Raw genomic sequence first — 19,279 nt, 5'->3', positions numbered from 1 at the left:
CGCTCTCGAAATTCCTGCTCCCGCTCCTGCTCCTGCTCCACGCCAGGGTCCCGGACCGGGAGGCGAGATGCTCTGTCGAGATGCTCGAAGGTGGTGATGCTTGACGCCGCGCCTTTGGTGGGTTTCCGCCCTCGGCGCCAACGCACCTGTCAGACGTCATGCTGCAGGACGGGTCTGGTCCACCCATCGGGCGTGGAGCAGGAGCAGGAGCGGGAATTTCGAGGGCGGTTCTTGGAATTTGGAATTTGGGATTTGGCTGGAGGGATTTGGGATTTGGTTTAGAGGGTCCAGGGGGGCTTCGGTAGGAAGCGTTGCACGAGGGCATCCACCACGGTGCGGACCTTCAGGGAGGTGGGGCCGAGCCACATGGCGTGGATGGGAAGGCTGCGGCCGGTGTGGCCGGGGAGGACGGTTTCGAGGGTGCCCGAGGTAAGGTGCTCGGCGACGAGCCAGGTGGGGAGACGTGCAAGGCCCTGGCTCGACAAGACGGCCTCGGTGATGGCTTCGGCTCGGTCGAGGCGCCATCGGACGCGCATCGTGGCCGATTGCTCGGTGCCGTCGGGGGCGGTGAAGGACCACTCCGTGCCGGTGCGGCGATCGACGAGGGCGTCGTGTTCCGTCAGATCGGCGACGGTTTGCGGGCGACCTTGGCGGTCGAGGTAGTGCGGCGTTGCGCACACCACGGTGTCCTGCCGGCCGAGGTAGCGCGTGATGGGGTTCACGTTGTCGCCGAGGGCGCCCACGCGCACCTTGAGGTCGATGCCGTCGCGGGCGAAGTCGGTCTTGCGATTGGTGAACGACACGTCGAAGCGCAAGGTGCGATGGCGCTCCGCGAGCTCGAGGAGCACCGGCATGACCCACCGCTGGCCGAAGGACACGGGAAGATCGATCCGCACGCGCCCGGAAGGCACCCCCTTGCGCGCGGCCAGTGCCGCTTCGCCTTTCTCCAGTTCCGCGAGGGCGCGCACGGCGCTCGCGTAGAAGGCGCGGCCTTCGTCGGTCAGGGCGAGGCTGCGCGTGGTGCGATGAAAGAGCCGCGTTCCCAAGCGCCGCTCGAGCCGCCCGACGGCCTTGCCGATCGCCGAGCGCGTGAGCGAGAGCCGCTCGGCCGCGACCGTGAAGTTGCCGGCATCGGCGGTGACCACGAAGGCCTGGAGGCCATGGAGAAGGTCCGCGGAGACCATGGAGACCCATTCATTGGGGAATACATGTCCCTAGTCAATGCACCCGAGCCGGCGTTCCGTGGCGCGCCTCCCAGCTGTCCCGCCCTGACCCGTCGACGCTACAAGCCGAACGAACGCAGCTTCTTGTGCAGCCCTTCGCGCGTGATGCCCAACGCCTTCGCCGCGGCCGTCTTGTTGTTCTGGTGCTCGCGCAACGACTCGATCAAGAGCCACCGCTCGAGCTGGTCCATCATCTCTTTGAGCGTGCCCTTGGTCGGGCGCACGCGCTCGATCACGCCCTCGATCTGGCGAAGGCGCGGTGAGAGCAGCTCCGGCGTGACGAAGCCGCCCGGGTCGATCTGAATGACCAGGCGCTGCACTTCGTTTTGCAGCTCGCGCACGTTGCCGGGCCAGTCGTAGCTCTGGAAAAGCTCCATCGCCTGCTGCGAGAAGCCCGCGGCGGGCTTGCCCATTTCCGTGGTGAAGCGCTGCAGGAAGTGCGTGGCCAGCAGCGGAATGTCCTCGCGCCGTTCGCGAAGCGGCGGCACGCGGAGGGGGAACACCTTCAAGCGGTAGTACAGGTCCTCGCGGAAGCGCCCCTCGGAGACCTCTTTCTCGAGGTTCCGGTTCGTCGCGGCCACGATGCGCACGTTGATGCGCCGCTCCTGCGTCGCGCCGATGGGGCGGATCTCGCCCTCCTGCAGCACGCGCAGCAGCTTGGACTGCAAGGACAGAGGCATCTCCGTCACTTCGTCGAGGAACAAGGTGCCGCCGTCGGCGATCTCGAAGAGGCCCTTCTTCTCTTCGTGCGCACCCGTGAAGGCGCCCTTTTTGTGCCCGAAGAGCTCACTTTCGAGCAAATTCTCGGGCATGGCCGCACAGTTTTGCCCGACGAACAGCTTGTCGCGACGTCGCGAACGATAATGCACCGCCGCGGCGATCAGCTCCTTGCCGGTGCCGGTCTCGCCCTCGATGAGCACCGTCACGCGCGTGTCGACCACCTTGTCGAGCTGCTGGAGCAGGTGCCGCATCGGCCCCGCATGGCCGATGATCTCTTGCTGCCCGCCACGCCCGCCGGTGCGCCGCGTTTCCTCGCGCCCTTTGAGGAAGGCGTTTTCCTTCTTCAGCCGCTCCTCGGCGGCGCGCAGGCGCTTCACCAGCCGCGCGTTCGCCACGGCCAGGGAGGCGTTGTGCGCCATGAGGCCCACGATTTCCAAGTCGCCGCTGGTGAACACGCCCGCGCTCTCGCGGTTGTCCATCTGCAGCACGCCCAGGATCTCTTCGCCCTTCCACAAGGGTACGCCCAAGGTCGACCGGATGCGCGCTCCGATGAGCGACTCGGTCTGCCCGACCTCGCTCGTGGCGTCGGCCGCCAGCACCGCCGCGCGCTCGCTCACCACCTTGCGGAAGACGCTGCGCGTGATGGGGATCGGCCCGCTGCCTGCGCCCTCTTGACCGCGCAGCCGCGTGATCACCGGCACGTACCCCGCGCTGCCGGTGCGCGCGCCATCTTCGTCGTCGTCGCGCAGGATGATCGTCGTGTGCGTCGTACGCGGGACGAGTTCGAACACGGCGTCGCAGATGGCGATGAGCACTTCCGTGAGCTCGCCGGCGGCGCCGATGCGCGTTTGCGCTTCGTACAGCGTCTTGAGCCGGTCGCCGTGGCGCTCGAATTGGCCGCCGGCGGTCATCTCCTCGATGCGCCGTACGGCCACGACCCGCGCGTCGTCCGGGTCTTCCTTTACGGTGACGCCCAGCGAGACGGCGTGGTCGCCGCTGCCCAATTCGATGACGTCGCCGCTGGCCAGTGCGACCTGGAAGTTGTTCCCCGCGTCGAGCGGCACGCGCTCCGGTCCCTCCGGCCCCGGCCGCAGGATGGCCGTGCCGTTGGTGGAGCGCTGATCCGCGAGAACGTAGTGGTCGGCGGCGTAGACGATTTTGGCGTGCTGGCCCGAGACGAGCCCGTCGGACAGGACCAGATCGTTGTCCTCGGCCCGACCGATGCGCAGCACATCCGCGGATGAGTCGAGAAGTTTCCCGCTGGACGTTCCGCTTTTGACCTCGAGCCTAATCATCTGGACACTGCAGCTTTACCGCAAAATGCGGTCCGCCGTCACCCGTACCTCAAGGCAAAGCGCGCGCGCGCAGTCGGTTTGCCACTTTAACAACCGCGTCGTCACCTGCAATGAGGTCCTTGTTTCCACTTGCAATGTCCCCCGCCACGACTTTGTCGAGCGTCTCGGCCGCGGCCGTGTCTCCCTTGGGGGAAAGGTAGTCGATGGCTTCGGCGAGCGCGAGGCGCGACTGCCCGTCTTTGATCTTGTCGATCTTTTGCAGGAGCGCCTTCTTCGTGTCCTCGCGCCCGTAGGTTGCGGCCATTCGCGCCGCCTTGATGGCCTTCATGCGACCCGTGGGCGTGGAGGCCACAGGTTCGTCGAACACCGACGTGTAGCACTTGGCATCGACCCCGCACTTCTCGGTGATGTTCAGGGCGCCGTTGAAGAGCTCTTTCTCTTCCTTGGTCCAGTACTTCGTGACCATCTCGCCCACGGCGCGGCCGCGCGGCTTGTCCATCAGCTTGAGCGCCGCCTCGAGGCCCTTGGCCTGCATCGAGGCGCCCTCGTCGCCCTTGGAGCCGCTCACCTCGCGCAAAACCCAATCGGTGAGGGTCGGATCGTAGAAGGCGGAGCTCACCTGCACCAGGATGGGCCGCGCAAACGGCTCGTCCGGCGTCTTCAGCTTCGACGTGGACGCGAGCTTGCGGTACGTGCCCATGAACGCATCGCGGATGCCGGCATCCGGCGGGAACCGGGTCAGCGACTGCGCGATGACGGTGCGGTTCGTGTCGTTGTCGGCCTTCTCCAGGGCCGCCAGCAACGGAGCGCGCGAGCCCGGGCGCGAGATCCACGAGATGGCGTCGGCCAGGATGGCCGGGCCCAACTTGTCCGGCACGTCGTTGGCGAGCTTGGCCAGCTCGGGATCCGTCCCTTGCAGGGCGCCGAGCAGCGTCTTTTCGGCCTCCACGGGGATGACCATCAGCGCGGCGTTGACCGTGGCGCGTAGCTCGGCCTTGGCGGGCGTGAGGAGCACCTTCACCAGCGGCTTGACCGCTTGGGCGTACTTCAGCTCCTTGATGACCTGCACCGCGGTCTTTTGCCAGAATTGAATCTGGTCCATCGCCGACTCGGGGCTGTTCACGTCCACCGCGGCGGCCAGTTTGTCCGTGGCTTTCGGCCCGTAGCTCGGGTGCTTCACGTCGAGCACGGCGTCGTGAAGATCGGCCACCAAGTTGTACGACTTCGACTTGGACTGCGACGGCTGGAACTTGGCGAAACAGGTCCACAGCGAGTCGATGAGCGCCTGGTCCGTGAGCTTGCCCTGCGAGGCCACGCCGCTGGTCCATTGCGAGGCGAACTTCACGTCCTCCTCGTTTTTGCCCGGCTCGTAGTCGTTGAAGGCCTTGGCCATGGCCGGTGCCGCGCGCGAATCGCGCATGTCGGCGAGGGATTTGATGAGCTCTCGACGCGTTTTGTCGTCGAGGTTGCCGGCCGTGTAGACCTTGGTCATGGGCTCGACGATGACGTTCAGAAGCTCGGTCACCTCGGGTGCCTCGCGGTTCTTGTTCGTCTTCGTCATCGTGTCTTCGAAGAACTGGGCCAGGCGCCGCACGGCGGGGGAACGCTGGGCGGGGTCGTCGAGCCTCTTGACCCACGTCTTCGGGTCGTTCTCGTCCGCGCACGCGACGAGCATCGTGGATGCCGCACCTACCGCGACAAGCGGTAGCACGCCCCTCACCAGACCCGCGGCAAGACGGGTCGACAGCCCCAAGACAATGGATCGCGATTTTTTGCTCACTTGTACCTCCGCCAAGTGCAGCCTGTTGCTTGACGCTACCCGATGATCATCGCTTCGGACAAGAGTTTGCCCTCTCGGAACCGGCGCAGGTTCCAGCGTTCGAACATCGTGGCGCTGGGGGCGGGAAGTTCGCCCGTCATGTCTTCGGCAATGAGTTTGCCCATGATGGGCGCCATCATGAAGCCGTGACCCATGAAGCCGGAGGCCTGGTAGAAGTTTTCGACCTCGTCGACCTGCCCCACGATGGGGTTCGCGTCCGGGGTGATGTCGTAACAGCCCGACCATTGCCGCAGGACCTTCACATGGCCCAGAACGGGACAGGTTCGAACCAGGGACCGGGCGTAGCGGCCGAGAAAGGCGTGGGAGCTGTCCTGGTTGATGCCTTTGGGCACGTGCTCCTGGCCGACGCCGCCCACGATTTCGCCGCGCGTGGACTGGCTGAAATAGAGGCCGTCGGAGAGGTCGGCCACCAGGGGCTTGAGCCAGGGTTTCAGCGGTTCGGTTGAACAAATCTCGTGGCGATGCGGTTTGTTCGGCAGCTCGATGCCCAAGAGGCGCGCGATTTCGGGCGCCCAGGCGCCGGCGGCGTTGACCACGCGATGGGTGCGGATGGTCTCTTCTTTGGCCGGTTCCGTGGAGGCCTTGCCCGAATGCGGCAGGGCACGAGTGACCACCCCGTCGATGCGCGAGCCCTTGGTCCGGAAGCCGGTGACCTCGCGGAACGTCTCCACCGTGACGCCGTGCTTGCGCGCGCCCTGCGCGAAGCCCCACACGAAGGGCCAGGGGAAGACGACGCCGTCCTCGGGATTGTAGCTGGCGGCGACCACGCCGTCGGTGTCGAGCTCCGGCACGATCTGCTGCGCCTCTTTGGGCGTGAGCATGCGCGTGGGCAGGCCGCATTCGCTCTGCAGCTTCACGCTCGCCTCGAGCGCGCGCCGCTTGTCCTCGGTGCGCGTGAGAAAGAGGTAGCCGCCCTGGCGGAGCCACACGTTGATCTTCATCTCGCTGGCGAAATCGCGGCACATGCGGATGCTCTCCAGCATGAGGCGGATGTTCGCTTCGCTCGACCATTGGGCGCGCACGCCACCGCCGTTGCGACCGCTCGCGCCGCCGCAGAGGTAGCCCTTGTCGAGGACCACGATGTCCTTCACACCGCGCTTGGCCAGCTGGTACGCGATGGCCAGACCCATGATGCCTGCGCCGATGACGACGACTTCCGCGCGGTCTTTCATGACGGGTTTGCCTTCTCGACGTAGGCCTGGATGGCATCGTCGATGGCCTTGATCATCTCGTCGTGGAGCAAGCCGTTCGACATGACGATGCCGCTCTTGTTCTCCAGCGACTCCGCGCGGTAGTCGATGGCGTCGCCGCGGGCATCGCTGGTGCGGCCGCCTGCGCCGATCACGATGGCCTCCGGTGCGCACGCGTCCCAGCGGTAGCCGGCCTGCCCGAGGTGCGCATAAATCTCGGCGGCGGCGGTGGCCACGGCGATGGCCTTGATGCCTGCACTTCCGAGCGGCGCGACGCTTTTCACGCCAAGGTCGCTGGCGATGCGCACCAGTTCTTCCGACGGGCGCGAGCGGGAGAGCACGAGGCGCGCTTCGCGAAGCTCCGCGGTGGGCGAGACGCGGAGGGGCGTCTTGGCGCCGGCCCTGGTGAGCTCGAACGCCGGGACGTTCACGCCGCCGCCGAAACGCCGGCCGGTCGCCGGTGCGTGGATCGCCCCCAGCTTGGCCCGCCCGTGTTCGGCGAGGCCGATCATCACGGCGAATTCTCCGTTTTTCTTCACGAAATCGCGGGTGCCATCGAGCGGGTCGACGAAGAAGACCGCGTCGGAGTCGCGCCATGCGGCGTAGGTCGAGGGGTCGCTTTCCTCCGCGACCACGGGCACGCCGGGGAAGGACTTGGCCAGCTCCTCGCAGATGATGCCGTTGGCTTCGCGATCTGCGATGGTGACCGGATCGTGCGCGGCCTTGTATTCGACGGTGAAGTCGGTCGCGTACACGCGTGCGATGGCTGCGGAAGCGCGATCCGCGATGCGGAGAAGTTCGTCCAGCGTTCGGTCGTCGTCACTCATCTTGGGTTTTCTCGGCTCTCTCGAAGTCGTTCTCACATCATGATGCCGACTTTGGCCAGTGTTCGCGGGAGCGCGGCGAGGTCGGCATCGGGGAGGTAGACAGGACCTCCGCCCGTTTCGCGCACGAGTTCGACGAGTTGATCCACGGTGCGCGGCCCGAGGATGGCGCACGATACCAGGTGGTTCGCGAGCGCGAAGCGAATCGCCGCCGCACGCAGCGAGCGCACGTTGCCCTTCACGAGAAAGCGCAGGGCGTCGAGCTGATCGATGCGCTTTGCGAGCTCGTGCTTTTCCCATCGCTTTTCGCGGTGGTCGCCCTCGGCAAACCAATGCCCGTGCGCCCAGAGCCCCGAGAGAAGCCCGTACGCCAAGGTGGAGTGCACGAGAACGCCGGCGCCGTTCACCATGATTTCGCCGGCAACCCGGTGCAGATCCACCGAGTGGAGCAGGTTGTAGGACATGGAAATGACCTCGGCCCCGCGATCGAGCGCGGTCATGGCCACCTCCGAGTCGCCGGCCGAAATGCCATAGTGGCCGATTTTTCCGTCCTGCTTGAGCTTTTGCAAGGTCTCCAGCGCCTCGCCGGCGAGCAGGGCATCGACGCTGGGGTTGTGCAGCAGGTAGACGTCGAGCCGTTCGCGTCCGAGGCGCTTGAGCGAGCGTTCCACGGATTCGACGAGGAAGGGCCCGTCGAAGCGTTTGCGCGCGGGCGTGGTGCCCCGGTCGGTGCCGCCCTTGGTGACGAGCACCAAGTCCTTGTTTTTGTAGGGCGCCAGCGCTTTTCCGAGCAGGAGTTCCATCTTGCCGCCGCCGTAGCTGTCGGCGGTATCGATGAGCGTGATTCCGACGTCGATGGCGCGGTGGATCACCCGTTCGGCATCGTCCGGCTCGATGGGCCCGTAAGCGTCGCCCGACAGCCCCCAGGTGCCGATTCCCATTTCCGAGACGAAGAGCCCAGTCTTTCCGAGTGCACGCTTTCGCACAGTCAGCCCATCTCACACTTCCGCCAAAATTGCATTCGCACGCTACGGCTACCTGTACGTGCCCGTGCCCGTGCCCGTGCCCGAAAAATCCTGCCCGAAAAGACGGGCACGGGCATGGGCACGAGGGAGGGAACGGGGGAGGGGAATAGGTGGCCGCTGGGGCTTGACGAGACCCCAGAAAACGAGCGATTGAGGCCACGACCAATCAAACGGACGAAACTTGGGAACGAGGGGAGACCTTCGGGAGGCTGAAAACGATGCAAAAAGGACATGTGGCGCTGATTTTGGGGATTCTCGTGAGCGCGTGCGGTGGGGGTGAGGAAACAGCGCCTGCCCCGCAAACGCCGCCGCCTGCTCCGCCGCCGCCGGCCGCCGAGCAACCGAAGGCCGAAGCTCCGAAGGTGGAAATCAAGCCCGGCCTTTGGGATCTCGAGCAGGCGACCAACAAGTCGCTCGTCGAGGCCCTCAACGCGCACGACGCGAAGAAGGTCGCCGCGGCCTACGCCGACGATGCGGTCATCACGATCCCCGGCGTGTGGATCAACCACGGCCAGGTGCAGGGCAAGGCCGACATCGAGAAGAGCACGCAGCAGTTCTTCGACACCTTCAAGGACGCGAAGTTCTGGATTAGCCGCGTCTGGGTGAAGCAGGACGTCGCGGCCCTCGAGTTTGGCTGGAGCGGCACGCAGTCGGGTGAGTTCATCGGCGTGAAGGGCAGCGAGAAGCAAGCCGGCGTCGTGGGCCTCAGCCTGGTGACGTACGACAACGACGGCAAGATCAAGCAGGAAAACCGCTACGAGGACTTCGGCACCATCTTCGCGCAGCTCGGCATCACCAAGGCGCAGGGCAAGGTGCGCCCGGTTCCGACGGCGTCCGCCTCGACGGAGACGTTCATCTCGAAGGGCACGCCCGACGAGGAGAAGAACGTGGGCCTGGCCAAGCAGCTCAACGCGGCCTTCGAGTCGAAGAAAGAAGCCGACTTTCTCGCGCCGCTGGCCGAGGACATCGAGTGGAACGACTTCGTGATGCCCGAGGCTTCGAAGGGCAAGCCGGCCTCGAAGAAGTTCTTCGGTGAGTTCACCAAGGCGTTCCCCGACGGCAAGAGCACGGCCAGCGCGCAGTTCGGCGCGGGCGAGTTCGTCGTGGAGGAGACCGCCTTCAACGGCACGCAGAAGGGCGCCCTCGGGCCGCTCCCGGCGACCAAGAAGAACGTGACCCTGCACTCGGTCGACGTCCTCCAGATCAAGGATGGCAAGATCGTGAAGGGCTGGTCCTTCGGCAACAGCATCGAGCTGGTCGGCCAGCTGGGCCTCTTCAAGCCGCCGGCACCCTCCGCGGCCCCCGCGGGTGCGAAGCCGGCCGACAAGGGCTCCGTCGGAGCCAAGGGCGGCACGGCCCCGAAGAAGTAGTTTCGGGAATCCATCCGTATAGAACGGCGTCGGCCCACGATTGGGGCCGGCGCCGTTTTTCTTTTTGGGATGGGCCATGGACCTGGAACTTCAAGGCAACACCGGACCGATTCGTTCGCAGTTTCTCGTGCTGCTGTTCGACTGGCTCGGGAGAAACGATGCGGCGGAAACCGCCGATTCCATCCGGCGTGAGCTGCAGTTGCCCGAGGCGGGGGGCACGCTGGTGAGGGAGCTCACCGTGCCGCTCGCCTCGTACCGCACCGCCGGAGATCTTGCCGCGGCGCGCGCGGGGGATTCCTTCATCGGCCTTCACGTCGCGCGCGACATTCCACGCGGCAGCTTCGGCCTCGTCGAGTTTGCGGCCCGCAGTGCACCCGATGTGGAAGAAGCCTTCCATCGCGTGGTGCGCTACCTGCGGCTGCTCTCGGAGACGATTCGCCTCGAGCTGCGCAAGTTCGGCGGCGAGGTCGCGCTGGTGCACCGCATTCCTGGCGAGCCGTTGTGCGTAGGCCGTCAGGGAAACGAGTTTACCCTCGCGCTGTTTCACGCGTTCCTGCGGGAGCTCACACACTCGCGCACCCAGGCCAAACGCGTCGAGTTCGCGCATTCTGCGCCAGACGACGTGGGAGAGCTCGAGCGCTTTTTCGGCACGAACCAGCTTCGCTTCGACGCCGGGCGAAACATGATCGTGTGGAGCGACGCGATCCTTTCGCTGCCCTTGGTCTCGCACGATCAAAACCTGTTGCCTTGGCTCGACGACTACGCGCGCACGTTGCTTCCGGCCGACTCGGCGTTGGATCAACGCATTCCCGGATTGCACGAGCAGATTCGCCAATGCTTGCAGGCGCAAACGGTTCCCACGCTGGTGGAGGTCGCCCGTCGACTGCGCCTCAGCACGCGCACCCTGCAACGGCGTCTCGAGGCCGTGGGGACATCGTTCCAGGCGGAGCTCGAGAGCGTTCGCTTGGAGCTGGCGGAATGGCATCTGCGCGATCCGAAATGGAGCATCTACGAAATCGCGTTGCTACTTGGATATGCCGATCAACGCGGTTTCGAGCGCGCGTTCGTGAAATGGCGCGGAGTTACCCCGAAAGAATATCGACGTACGCATCCGTCTACTTCGTAAATATCCATCTAGCGTACGGAGCGTAAGGCGTCTCATCATTTGGCGTTGATTGCCTGGCTCGGCAGGTAATGGCCCATCATGCTGAGGGCCCATGAATTCTCGATTCATCCAACCTTCGCACCTGCTCGCGCTCGCGTTGCTGGGATGCGGCTCCTCTTCGAATGCCACCAACGACCCGGGCAGCGATGCCTCGCTCCGCAGTCCCGATGGCCCCGATGGTCCCGATGCGCACGGGCCGGCGCTGGAAGAACCCACCGGGCCCGTGGTGTATCTGTCGCAGCAGGGTAATGACGACAACGATGGGCTCTCCGCGGCCGCGCCGAAACGCACGTGGGACGCGGCCATCGATGCCGTGGGGCCCGGTGGGACGGTGTACCTCTCGGGGCGCTATTACAACGAGCGCATCATGATTCACGGGGCCGGCGAGCCAGGAAGGTCGGTGACCTTGCGGCCCGACCCGAACAACCGCGGTTTCGTCGATGGTGGCAAGTCCAACCCCCAGGGCACGTGGCGCGAGGACAATCTGGTTCGTGTGTACGGCCACGACATCGTTTGGGACGGAATCGAAATTTTCAACAGCCCATGGAACGCGTTCGGTTTCGACGACGATGCGGCGCGCGGGGTGATTCGCCGCACCAAGATTCACGATATTTACATGCAGCCCATCGGGAGCTCGGCCGACGACGTCCTCGTCGAGGACAACGAGATTTACGATAGCGAACTTTCCAATGTGAACAATTCCAAGTTGGAAGGCGTTTGGGGCGGAGGCATCGGCTCGGGGTGGAAGTTCAATCGCGGTGGTCGCACGAAGAATTTCACCGTGCGGCGGAACAAGATTCGCAACAATTGGGGCGAGGATGTCACTGCGCTTCACTGCGATGGGTTCGTCTTTTCGGACAACGACATTTCGCCAGTGACGGCGGTCGGTATTTACACGGACAACGCAGCCAACGGCGTCGTGGAGCGCAACTTCGTGCACGATGGGGAGGGCAGATCGCTGGCCTTTGCCTCCGAATCGTATGGATATGCGGACATCAAAGATCCGCCGCACGACATCGTCTGGCGGAACAACATCACGCGGAACGCGGGGCCGGTGGTGTTCGTTCGCGATGGGCGTAAGACGTATTACAACCTGCACTTCATCGGAAATACGTTTTACAATACGGAATTCTACGCTGACCAAGGCGACGAGGGCGGGGTTCGAGGGAACGAGTTCGTCGACAACATCCTCGACGGCAACTTCCACCTCGTCGACATGGGCGCGTGGTCCATCCATCACAACGACTGGGTGCGCGGCAATGCGCAGGGCGCGAATGCCTTCACGGTTGCGCCGGGCTTCGTCGATGCGGGGGCGGGGAGCCCGGAGGGCTTGAAGATCGGTGCCTCGTCGCCCTTGCGTGGTGCGGGCGCTGCGCATGCGGACCTTCCGACCGATTATTGGGGAGCGAGTCGCCCGGCCCCGCCGTCCATCGGCGCACACGATTCGCCGTAACGTAACGGTCGATGGAATGGTGTCAGTCATCCAAGGACCTGATGCGTGAGATTGCCACTCTCTGACGATTCTGGCGCTGGGAGCGGACTAAGGCGCCGGTCTCGCCGGAATTGTCTCGCTGCCGCTGCTCGCCTGCCAACGACTCGCGAGTCAGTCGCAATCAATCGACTTTTGCATTAGCGCTCTGAGCGGAAAACGGTGGCGGCCGCCAGCTGTCGTGCGAAAACGTGGTCGAGATGAATCGCATCGACCGCGTGCCGCCCACCGTCCAGCGCCGATGGCCATTTCTCACGGGAATTGCGCGGCTGCTTCCCGATCGGCGCGGGGTTTCTGCCATCGAATACGCGCTCCTTTTGGTCGCGGTTCTGCTGGTGGTGGCCGCGGGCTATCGGGCACTTGGCGGGAAGAACGCCAAGAGCACGAACAACGCGACCGCCGTTCTCATGGGCGGCGAGGCGGCACCCGTCGGTGGCGGCGGTGGGGGCGCGACCCCGGGAGGAAGCGATCGCGATCCCGGGGTCGTGTGCGACGGGCGTTCCTGCGGCGCGCCCGGCGCGTGCTTCGTTGCCGGAACGCTGGTGGCGACCCCCCAGGGGGAGCGCCCGATTGAGAGCCTGAAGGTCGGCGATCAGGTCTTTGCCCGAAGCGACCGAGACGATCGGGGGGACGAGGCAGAGGCTCGGCGCATCTCGAACACGTTCGTGCGGCCGGCCCCCTCGCTGGTCGACGTGCACGTCATCACGCTCGACGACGCGCACGAGAGCATCCGCTCCACACCGGAACACTTGTATTTTACACGCGATCGCGGGTGGCTGGGCGCGGGCGATCTCGTGGCCGGCGAGACGCTGCTCGATCGGGCGGGCCGCGAAGTTCAGGTGACCAAGGTCGTTCCGATCGCCCAATCGGCGGCGGTCTACAACCTCGAGGTCGAATCCGATCACACGTACTTCGTGGGCCGTAGTTCGGTATGGGTCCACAACCAGCCGTGCGGCACGGGCACCGGAACCACGGGCACGGGTACGACGGCGGCCCCACCGCCGCCCGTCACGGGTCCGGTCCCCAGCACGGGAGGCAGTGGCTCCGGCACCACGCCGTCGACGGCCTCCACGGGGCACCCGTCCTCGGTCGGAGGTCCGGCGGTGCCGGTTCCCAGCTCGGTGACCAACCAATCGTCCCATATGGGTGGGGGCGTGGTGAGCAACGTCACCGTTGGCACCGGCAAGAAAAAGAAGAAATTCGACGTCTATTACACGGACCCGGCGGGGCACGATTACGTGGGCGGGGGCACCTTCAAGAACAACGCGGGGACGCTTCCCACGAAGGATGCGTCGGGCAACCCCATCACGTACAAGGAATACGATACGAACTCCTTCACCCCGGGTGTCAATCGAGGGGCCGATCGCGTCGTCATCGGAAGCGATGGTACGAAGTGGTACACCAATGATCACTACGGGAGCTTCACGCGATTCTGATGAACCTCGATGATCTGTTGAAACCAGGGCCGCCGGCCATCGTGCAATGCACGGCCGACGTGGGGGCGATGAGCACGGCCGTCTGGACATTGCGGGGTGAGGAAGCCGCCCGCGGCCTGTTGATCGGAACGCTCCGCGGAACGCGAATGAGGCGGCGTGAAGGCCTCTTCGATCAGTTTGGCGCGTTGTTGCAATTCCCCAATTACTTCGGCGAGAACTGGGATGCGTTTCTCGACTGCCTCCGCGATCTCGAGTGGCTTCGCGCGGATGGAATCGTCCTCGTCGTGTTCGACGCCGTGCAGCTCTTGGCGGACGCCGGGGGGAGCGAATTCGCTATTTTCGTCGACGTGCTGGGCGATGCGGCCGACGCCAGCGCGGAGTCCGAAATGCCCTTTCACGTGGTGCTGCAAGCCACGGCCGAGCAAGCGCCCGAACTCCAGAGTCGTCTTGCCGCGCTCGGTCGCACGATCCCTCTGCTCAACCTTTGATCCGGCCTGAGCTGCGTCATTCGGTGCGAATTGGCGGCGCGACGCCGGGCGAATAGACTGCTCCCATGATGCCCATTCACCGTGAGGCTGCGGACCGCGTCGTGACGGAACTGTCCAACGATTCGCGGATCGCGGGGATCGGCGTCGGTGGTTCGTGGCTCACGGGAATGGATCGCTACTCGGACATCGACTTCGTCGTTGCCGTCTATCCCGAGCACGAAGAGGCGGTGAGCGCGGAGCGTGTGACCATGGCCGAGCGCTGTGGCTCGCTGCTCGCCGCGTTCACCGGCGAACACGTGGGCGAGCCGCGCTTGCTCGTCTGCCTCTACGGGCCGCCCGTGCTCCACGTGGATCTGAAGTTCGTCTCGCTCAGCGATCTCCACGAGCGCGTGGAAGATCCGGAGATCTTGTGGCAGCGCGGCGAGGACATGTCCCGCGCGATGAATGGCAGGGAGGCGAGTTACCCGTATCCGGATCTGCAATGGATCGAGGATCGCTTCTGGGTCTGGGTGCACTATGGCGCGTTGAAGATCGGGCGCGGGGAGCTCTTCGAGGCCATCGATTTCATCGGCTACCTGCGCGCGCAGGTGCTGGGTCCTCTGTTGCTGGCGCGCCTTGGCCGGCGGCCGACGGGGGTGCGCCGCATCGAGGAGGTCTCGTCCGAGGCATCGGCGGCGCTGGCAAAGACGCTGTGCGGGCATGATCGCGCCTCGTGCGGCAAGGCGCTGCGTGCCGCCATCGAGCTGTACCGCGAGCTGCGGCGCGGCCGCGGTATCGCCCAGCGCGAGGCGGCCGAGCTCGCGGCCACGTCGTACTTGGACGAAGTCCTTTAGAGGCCAAACCCGAATGCGAACAAGAAGCGTGGCGAGAGAGCCCTGCGATCGCCCGAGTCGCTGAGAATGCCCAAGGTCCCCGTTGTGTGAAGCTCGGTATCGCCGATGAGCATTCCCTGGAGACCGACCCCCATCGACAGGTAGAACCCCGCCGCCGTGGTGGCCTGAAAGCCGAGGTCGAAGGCGACGCCTTGCCGCTGGATGTCTTGGCTCGGACCATACGAATTGTAGGGTTTGGGATCCCTCGACATGATGCCGCCCTGTTGCAAGACCTGAACGATGTGCGAGACGCCGAGCCACCAGTCGAAGCGTCCCTTTCTGGGCACCGTGGCGTCCAGCTCCGGTGGCTTACTCAAGTAGAGCCGTGGCCCCAGCTCGAATACCCATCCTTGGAGCGAGGGATTGCCGGTGACCACGTGGTCGTATTCACCGAGTTTCTGCCCATCCTTGAGCGAGAGGTGGGTCAAGCCTGCGACGACCGACAGCCTTCCCACGACGCCGAGCACGAGCTGCCCTCCGATTCGGCCCGCGGCGGGGGCCACAGCGTTGAATTCGAGTGCCGCATACCGAAGGGGTCTCCATTCCTTCTCCGGTGCAGGAGCCTCTTCGGCATGCGCCATGAGCGACCAACCGTGTACGATTGTCACGAGAACAAGAAAGCCAAGGAAGCGTTGCCACCACCACATGCCCATGTGATAGCGGCGCTGCTCGGAACCAGAAAATGACACGAGCTGACTTCACGCGCCGCGCACTGCTCTTGGCTGGTTTGGGCGGTGCGGCGTGTCTCGCCCCGGCCTGTCGCAGTTCTCCGCCGCCGTCGCGTCTCCCCGTGACGCTCGTGCGCCGTTCGCCGGGGGGCCGCGGTCGCGAGGTGGTGAACTTTGGCCTGCCGCTGCCGCCGGGAACGCTCGAGGACGCGCGGCGCATTCGCGTGCTCGACGCGGACGGGCGCGAGCTGCCCTCGGCCACGCGCCCGATCGAGTCGTGGGCCCACGATGCATCGATGCGCGCCGTGCAGCTCCAGACCGAGGTCGATTTCGGCGCGGCGACGACGCTCTCCGTGGCGCTCGCGGTCGGTGAGTACCCGAGCGCGACGCGCGCGTTGGTGCCCATCGAGGAGACGTTGCTCCATGCCGACGGCTTGCAAGGGCCGCGTGTGATGGCGCTGCTTCCCGCCTCGTGGCTCTGCGAATCGCGTGTGGCCGGCCCGCAGGTGCCCGTGGAGCACTCGGGGAATTACGCGGCCTACGATCGCGCGGTCGAGCGGCATTTCCCGGGGTCGCTGCGGTACGTGGACAGCCGCGTCTTCAGCACGTGGCTCTTCGACCGAACGAGCACCTGGTACAAGCAGTACGTGCGCTCGGGCGAGGCGAAGTTTCTCGACGCCGCCTACCGCGCAGCCCATTTCGTGCGGCTCCAAACCGAACTCCAGGGGCCGGACGCGGGCATCTTCAAATTGAAAGGGCGCGACCTCAAATACGTGTACCCGCAAGCGATGCACTTGCATGCGCTGCTGAGCGGTGACCCTCGGGTGCATGCCGCGGGCGAAACGATGGCGCGCTACTGTCTGACCCGCTGGGATCCCTGGTATCGGCCCGAGCGCTACACCGAGCCACCGCTCGGGGCGGATCCGGAGAAGGACCGGCTCTTTTGGAGTGCGCGGCACGCGGCGTATGCGCTTCTGGGCATCGCGCACGGCTGGGAGATGACCGCCGACGTCGTGTACCTGCGCGCCATGCGCGAGCACGTGGACGCGCTTCATGCGCACCAACGTGAGCCGCCCGATGGGCGCCCGCCCGACGGCTCCTGGCGTCAGAATTGGGCGCTCTACGATCCGAACGAGACCCGGCTGACCGGTGCTGCATCACCGTGGATGACTGCGCTCTTGCTCGCCGCCCTCGTGCACGTGTGGCGCATCACCGACGATGCGCGCATCCCCGAGATGATCGTGCGCTGCTGCGATTTCCTCGACCGAAAAGGCTTTCAGGACGATGGCGACCCCTTTTACATCGTCGACGGTTTCGGAACGGCATCGGTGCCTTTGCCTCCGGGCAATGCCTCGGAGCCGGCGGCCATCCACTCCATGGAACTGGCCCATGGCTTGGCGATGGGCATCTTCTTCACGCGCGATCCCGCGCAGCGTGCGCGCTTTCGAAAGCGCTTCGAGGCCCAGTTCGCCCGTGCGCTGGTGCAAGATTTGAACGAGCCGCCGCGCGCGTACAACTGGGCGTTTCACGCCTCGAGTGAGCTCATCGTGCTGCTTCAGAATGCCCAATAGTGGAAGACCGCGAACGGCTGGCTCGCGACGATTTCTACGCTCGTTTCCGATTCGGCGATGTCCGCCGGAACGTCGAACGCGATTTCGCTCCACGTCGTGTCGGGCGGGAGCACGATGGCGGGGAGCTCGCGCCCGTTGACGCGGGGGTGAAGCACGTTGGCCGCTCGGTTGTCGATGCGCGCCACGATGCGTGTCGCTGCGCCGTTGCGAAGATGTAGCACGAAGCGTTCCACGCGGCGGTTGGCGCGGCCTCCTTCCGCGATCATGGGAAGGCGATCCTCGTCTTCGTCGGGCGGCCCGGACTCGGGGGTGCGCACGAGCGGTGCCGCATCGACGCGGGCGACGTCGTGGCCTTCGCGCGCGCCCGCGAGATCGTAGCGGTGCTCTTCTTCGCTCTCCAGATCGGCCACGTCGAGCGCATCGACCGGCTCCTGGCCGGAAAATGCCGCGCTCCAGGGTTTTTCGCCCGAGCCGAGGAGGCTCCAATCGGCGACGTGCGCGCGCATCGTCGTTCCGCCGAGCACGGTGGAGTCGACCACCACGGCCTCCGTGAGCAGAGGCCCGAGGACGGCGTCGCAGGCCATCCATTCCGGGTACACGATGAAATGCGTCGGCAGGCGAGCGCGATCCGTTTTGGCGAGGCGCTCGTAGTGCTCGTAGCGTGAGCCGGGGCCCGCGACCCAGTAGCGACCTTCGCCCGGGGTGGTGAGTCCCACCACGTCGAAGGTGCGGCGCTCGCTGAAGTACGCGATGGCGCCCGTGTCGTTCAAGCCGATGCGAGCGTCGGGCGGGAGGTTCTCCTTGGCCCAGCGTCCGAGTTTCACCTGCTGCCGATCGATGCCGCTGGCCGAGTTGACCACGTCGTCCAAGGTCCCATCGAGGCGCGACGCCAAGAGGCCGACGAAGCATCCTCCGAGGATCGGCGTCAGCACCCGCCAGCGGGCGCGGATCAAACCGAGGCCGTCGCCCGCGAGGCGCGCGAAGCAGGCGAGGCCCACGAACCAGCCTGGCGCGAAGGGCCACAGGTACCGAAGCCGGTTCCACAGGAACGAGACGTAGAAGCACGCGATGCCAATGCCCGCGGCGAGCAGCACGACGAGAAAGGCTCGCCAGCGCTTCTCCTCGCGCACGCCGAGCGGTATCACCGCGGCGACGCCGAGCAGGCCAATGGCGGTGCCCCCGGCCGGGAGAAACTCTGCCGACCAGATGCGTCCGTTGAGCAAGGTGACGAAGAGCAGCTTCACGTTGTATTGCACGGCCGCCCCCAGCGCGTCGCCCGTGTAATACGGATTGCCCACGAGAAGCTTGACGTGCGCCGTCGACGAGATGGCGCTGCCCGAGAGCACCCGCAGCAAGAGCGCGATGAAGACGGGCATGGCCAGCGGAAGCAGCGCCTGCCACCGCGAGCGCGCGGGAAAGAGGAACAACGTCGCCGCCGCCGCCACGGTGAAGAGTGCTCCCTCGGGTCGAAGCAAGAACGCGATCCACGAGCACACGACGAGGTGCCAGAGGGCGCGTGCCCGCCGGCGGTCCTGTTGGGTCTCGGCCCATTCGGCGGAAAGCCGGATGGTGCGCGCGATGGCCCACGCGAAGGGCACGGCCTCCATGCCGCTGGCCGCACACCACACGAGCCCGCCGAACGCCGGGACCATGGCCCCGGCCGAAAGTGCGGCGGCCTGCCCCGCCAGCGGTCGCGCCAGGCGGTAGACCTCCTGGGCGAGCAGAACGAGCGCGGCGAAGGAAAGAATCCACGCGGGCCACAGGATGGCGAGATCGCGAAAGCCCACGAGGTAAAACGGCGCGAGCACCAGGGGCCAGAGCAAGCTCGTGGCCCCGGTCGAAATGGGCTCACCCGCCTGAAAGCGCAGCGGGTGCCCCTCGGCAAACGCGCGCGCGTACTGGAAGTGGATGAACGAGTCGTCGAGCGTGGCGCCCGGGTGGCCGAGCTTCGCGAGGACACCGGAAACGGCCCAATGGGCGAGGCCCAACGTGGCCAGCACCACCGGCGCCATGGCGAGCGCCGTTCTGTGCCACGGGCGTGCCCGTCCCTTCCATGCCTCGGCGAGGCGGTTGCTCCATTCGCGCACGCGGTTGCCCATCATC

15 protein-coding genes are annotated in these 19,279 nt (G+C 65.7%); 7 read left to right on the top strand and 8 right to left on the bottom strand.

Annotated elements, in window-relative coordinates; all coding sequences use genetic code 11:
- Positions 1-278 precede the first annotated feature (278 nt).
- From LVJ94_40120 to LVJ94_40095, 6 genes are all read right to left on the bottom strand, one after another.
- On the bottom strand, positions 279-1,184 hold the full coding sequence (locus tag LVJ94_40120) for a LysR substrate-binding domain-containing protein (protein WXB03102.1): 906 nt from the start codon (positions 1,182-1,184) through the stop codon (positions 279-281).
- Positions 1,185-1,282: 98 nt separating this feature from the next.
- Positions 1,283-3,238, bottom strand: a complete 1,956-nt coding sequence (locus LVJ94_40115; protein WXB03101.1) for a sigma 54-interacting transcriptional regulator — start codon at positions 3,236-3,238, stop codon at positions 1,283-1,285.
- 49 nt (positions 3,239-3,287) lie between these two features.
- Positions 3,288-4,913, bottom strand: a complete 1,626-nt coding sequence (locus LVJ94_40110; GenBank protein WXB03100.1) for a HEAT repeat domain-containing protein — start codon at positions 4,911-4,913, stop codon at positions 3,288-3,290.
- 140 nt (positions 4,914-5,053) lie between these two features.
- Entirely contained in the window at positions 5,054-6,250 is a 1,197-nt protein-coding gene (locus LVJ94_40105; GenBank protein ID WXB03099.1) for an FAD-binding oxidoreductase, read from the bottom strand.
- Entirely contained in the window at positions 6,247-7,095 is an 849-nt protein-coding gene (locus LVJ94_40100; GenBank protein WXB03098.1) for a 3'(2'),5'-bisphosphate nucleotidase CysQ, read from the bottom strand. Before LVJ94_40100 ends, LVJ94_40105 begins: the two co-directional genes overlap by 4 nt.
- A gap of 32 nt (positions 7,096-7,127) precedes the next feature.
- The gene (locus LVJ94_40095; protein WXB03097.1) at positions 7,128-8,078 is read right to left on the bottom strand and encodes an aldo/keto reductase; all 951 of its coding nucleotides are present in this window, start codon (positions 8,076-8,078) and stop codon (positions 7,128-7,130) included.
- Between the two features lie 257 nt (positions 8,079-8,335).
- Here LVJ94_40095 and LVJ94_40090 point away from each other — a divergent pair, with 257 nt between their 5' ends.
- The 6 genes from LVJ94_40090 (at position 8,336) to LVJ94_40065 (ending at position 14,898) form a co-directional block, all read left to right on the top strand.
- Positions 8,336-9,487: an ester cyclase gene (locus LVJ94_40090; protein WXB03096.1), complete on the top strand. Its 1,152-nt coding sequence runs from the start codon at positions 8,336-8,338 to the stop codon at positions 9,485-9,487.
- A gap of 76 nt (positions 9,488-9,563) precedes the next feature.
- The gene (locus tag LVJ94_40085; protein ID WXB03095.1) at positions 9,564-10,613 is read left to right on the top strand and encodes an AraC family transcriptional regulator; all 1,050 of its coding nucleotides are present in this window, start codon (positions 9,564-9,566) and stop codon (positions 10,611-10,613) included.
- A gap of 91 nt (positions 10,614-10,704) precedes the next feature.
- Positions 10,705-12,105: a right-handed parallel beta-helix repeat-containing protein gene (locus LVJ94_40080; protein ID WXB03094.1), complete on the top strand. Its 1,401-nt coding sequence runs from the start codon at positions 10,705-10,707 to the stop codon at positions 12,103-12,105.
- 236 nt (positions 12,106-12,341) lie between these two features.
- Complete coding sequence (locus tag LVJ94_40075; GenBank protein ID WXB03093.1) at positions 12,342-13,577, top strand: Hint domain-containing protein; 1,236 nt, start codon at positions 12,342-12,344, stop codon at positions 13,575-13,577.
- Entirely contained in the window at positions 13,577-14,065 is a 489-nt protein-coding gene (locus LVJ94_40070; GenBank protein ID WXB03092.1) for a barstar family protein, read from the top strand. Before LVJ94_40075 ends, LVJ94_40070 begins: the two co-directional genes overlap by 1 nt.
- 65 nt (positions 14,066-14,130) lie before the next feature.
- A complete protein-coding gene (locus tag LVJ94_40065) occupies positions 14,131-14,898 on the top strand; it encodes a nucleotidyltransferase domain-containing protein (protein WXB03091.1) in 768 nt (255 codons plus the stop codon).
- On the opposite strand, the gene LVJ94_40060 is transcribed toward LVJ94_40065, so the two are convergent.
- Positions 14,895-15,545, bottom strand: a complete 651-nt coding sequence (locus LVJ94_40060) for a hypothetical protein (protein ID WXB03090.1) — start codon at positions 15,543-15,545, stop codon at positions 14,895-14,897. The genes LVJ94_40065 and LVJ94_40060 overlap by 4 nt on opposite strands.
- A 74-nt stretch (positions 15,546-15,619) precedes the next feature.
- On the opposite strand from LVJ94_40060, the gene LVJ94_40055 reads away from it, so the two are divergent.
- Complete coding sequence (locus tag LVJ94_40055; GenBank protein ID WXB03089.1) at positions 15,620-17,176, top strand: hypothetical protein; 1,557 nt, start codon at positions 15,620-15,622, stop codon at positions 17,174-17,176.
- On the opposite strand, the gene LVJ94_40050 is transcribed toward LVJ94_40055, so the two are convergent.
- Positions 17,161-19,278, bottom strand: coding sequence for a hypothetical protein (locus LVJ94_40050; protein WXB03088.1), 2,118 nt, complete (start codon positions 19,276-19,278; stop codon positions 17,161-17,163). The two genes, LVJ94_40055 and LVJ94_40050, sit on opposite strands and share 16 nt — an antisense overlap.
- Position 19,279: the final 1 nt, after the last annotated feature.

It is taken from the genome of Sorangiineae bacterium MSr11367, from assembly GCA_037157805.1.
Classification (GTDB): domain Bacteria; phylum Myxococcota_A; class Polyangia; order Polyangiales; family Polyangiaceae; genus Pendulispora; species Pendulispora rubella.
This window is presented reverse-complemented; position numbering and strand designations above follow the sequence as displayed.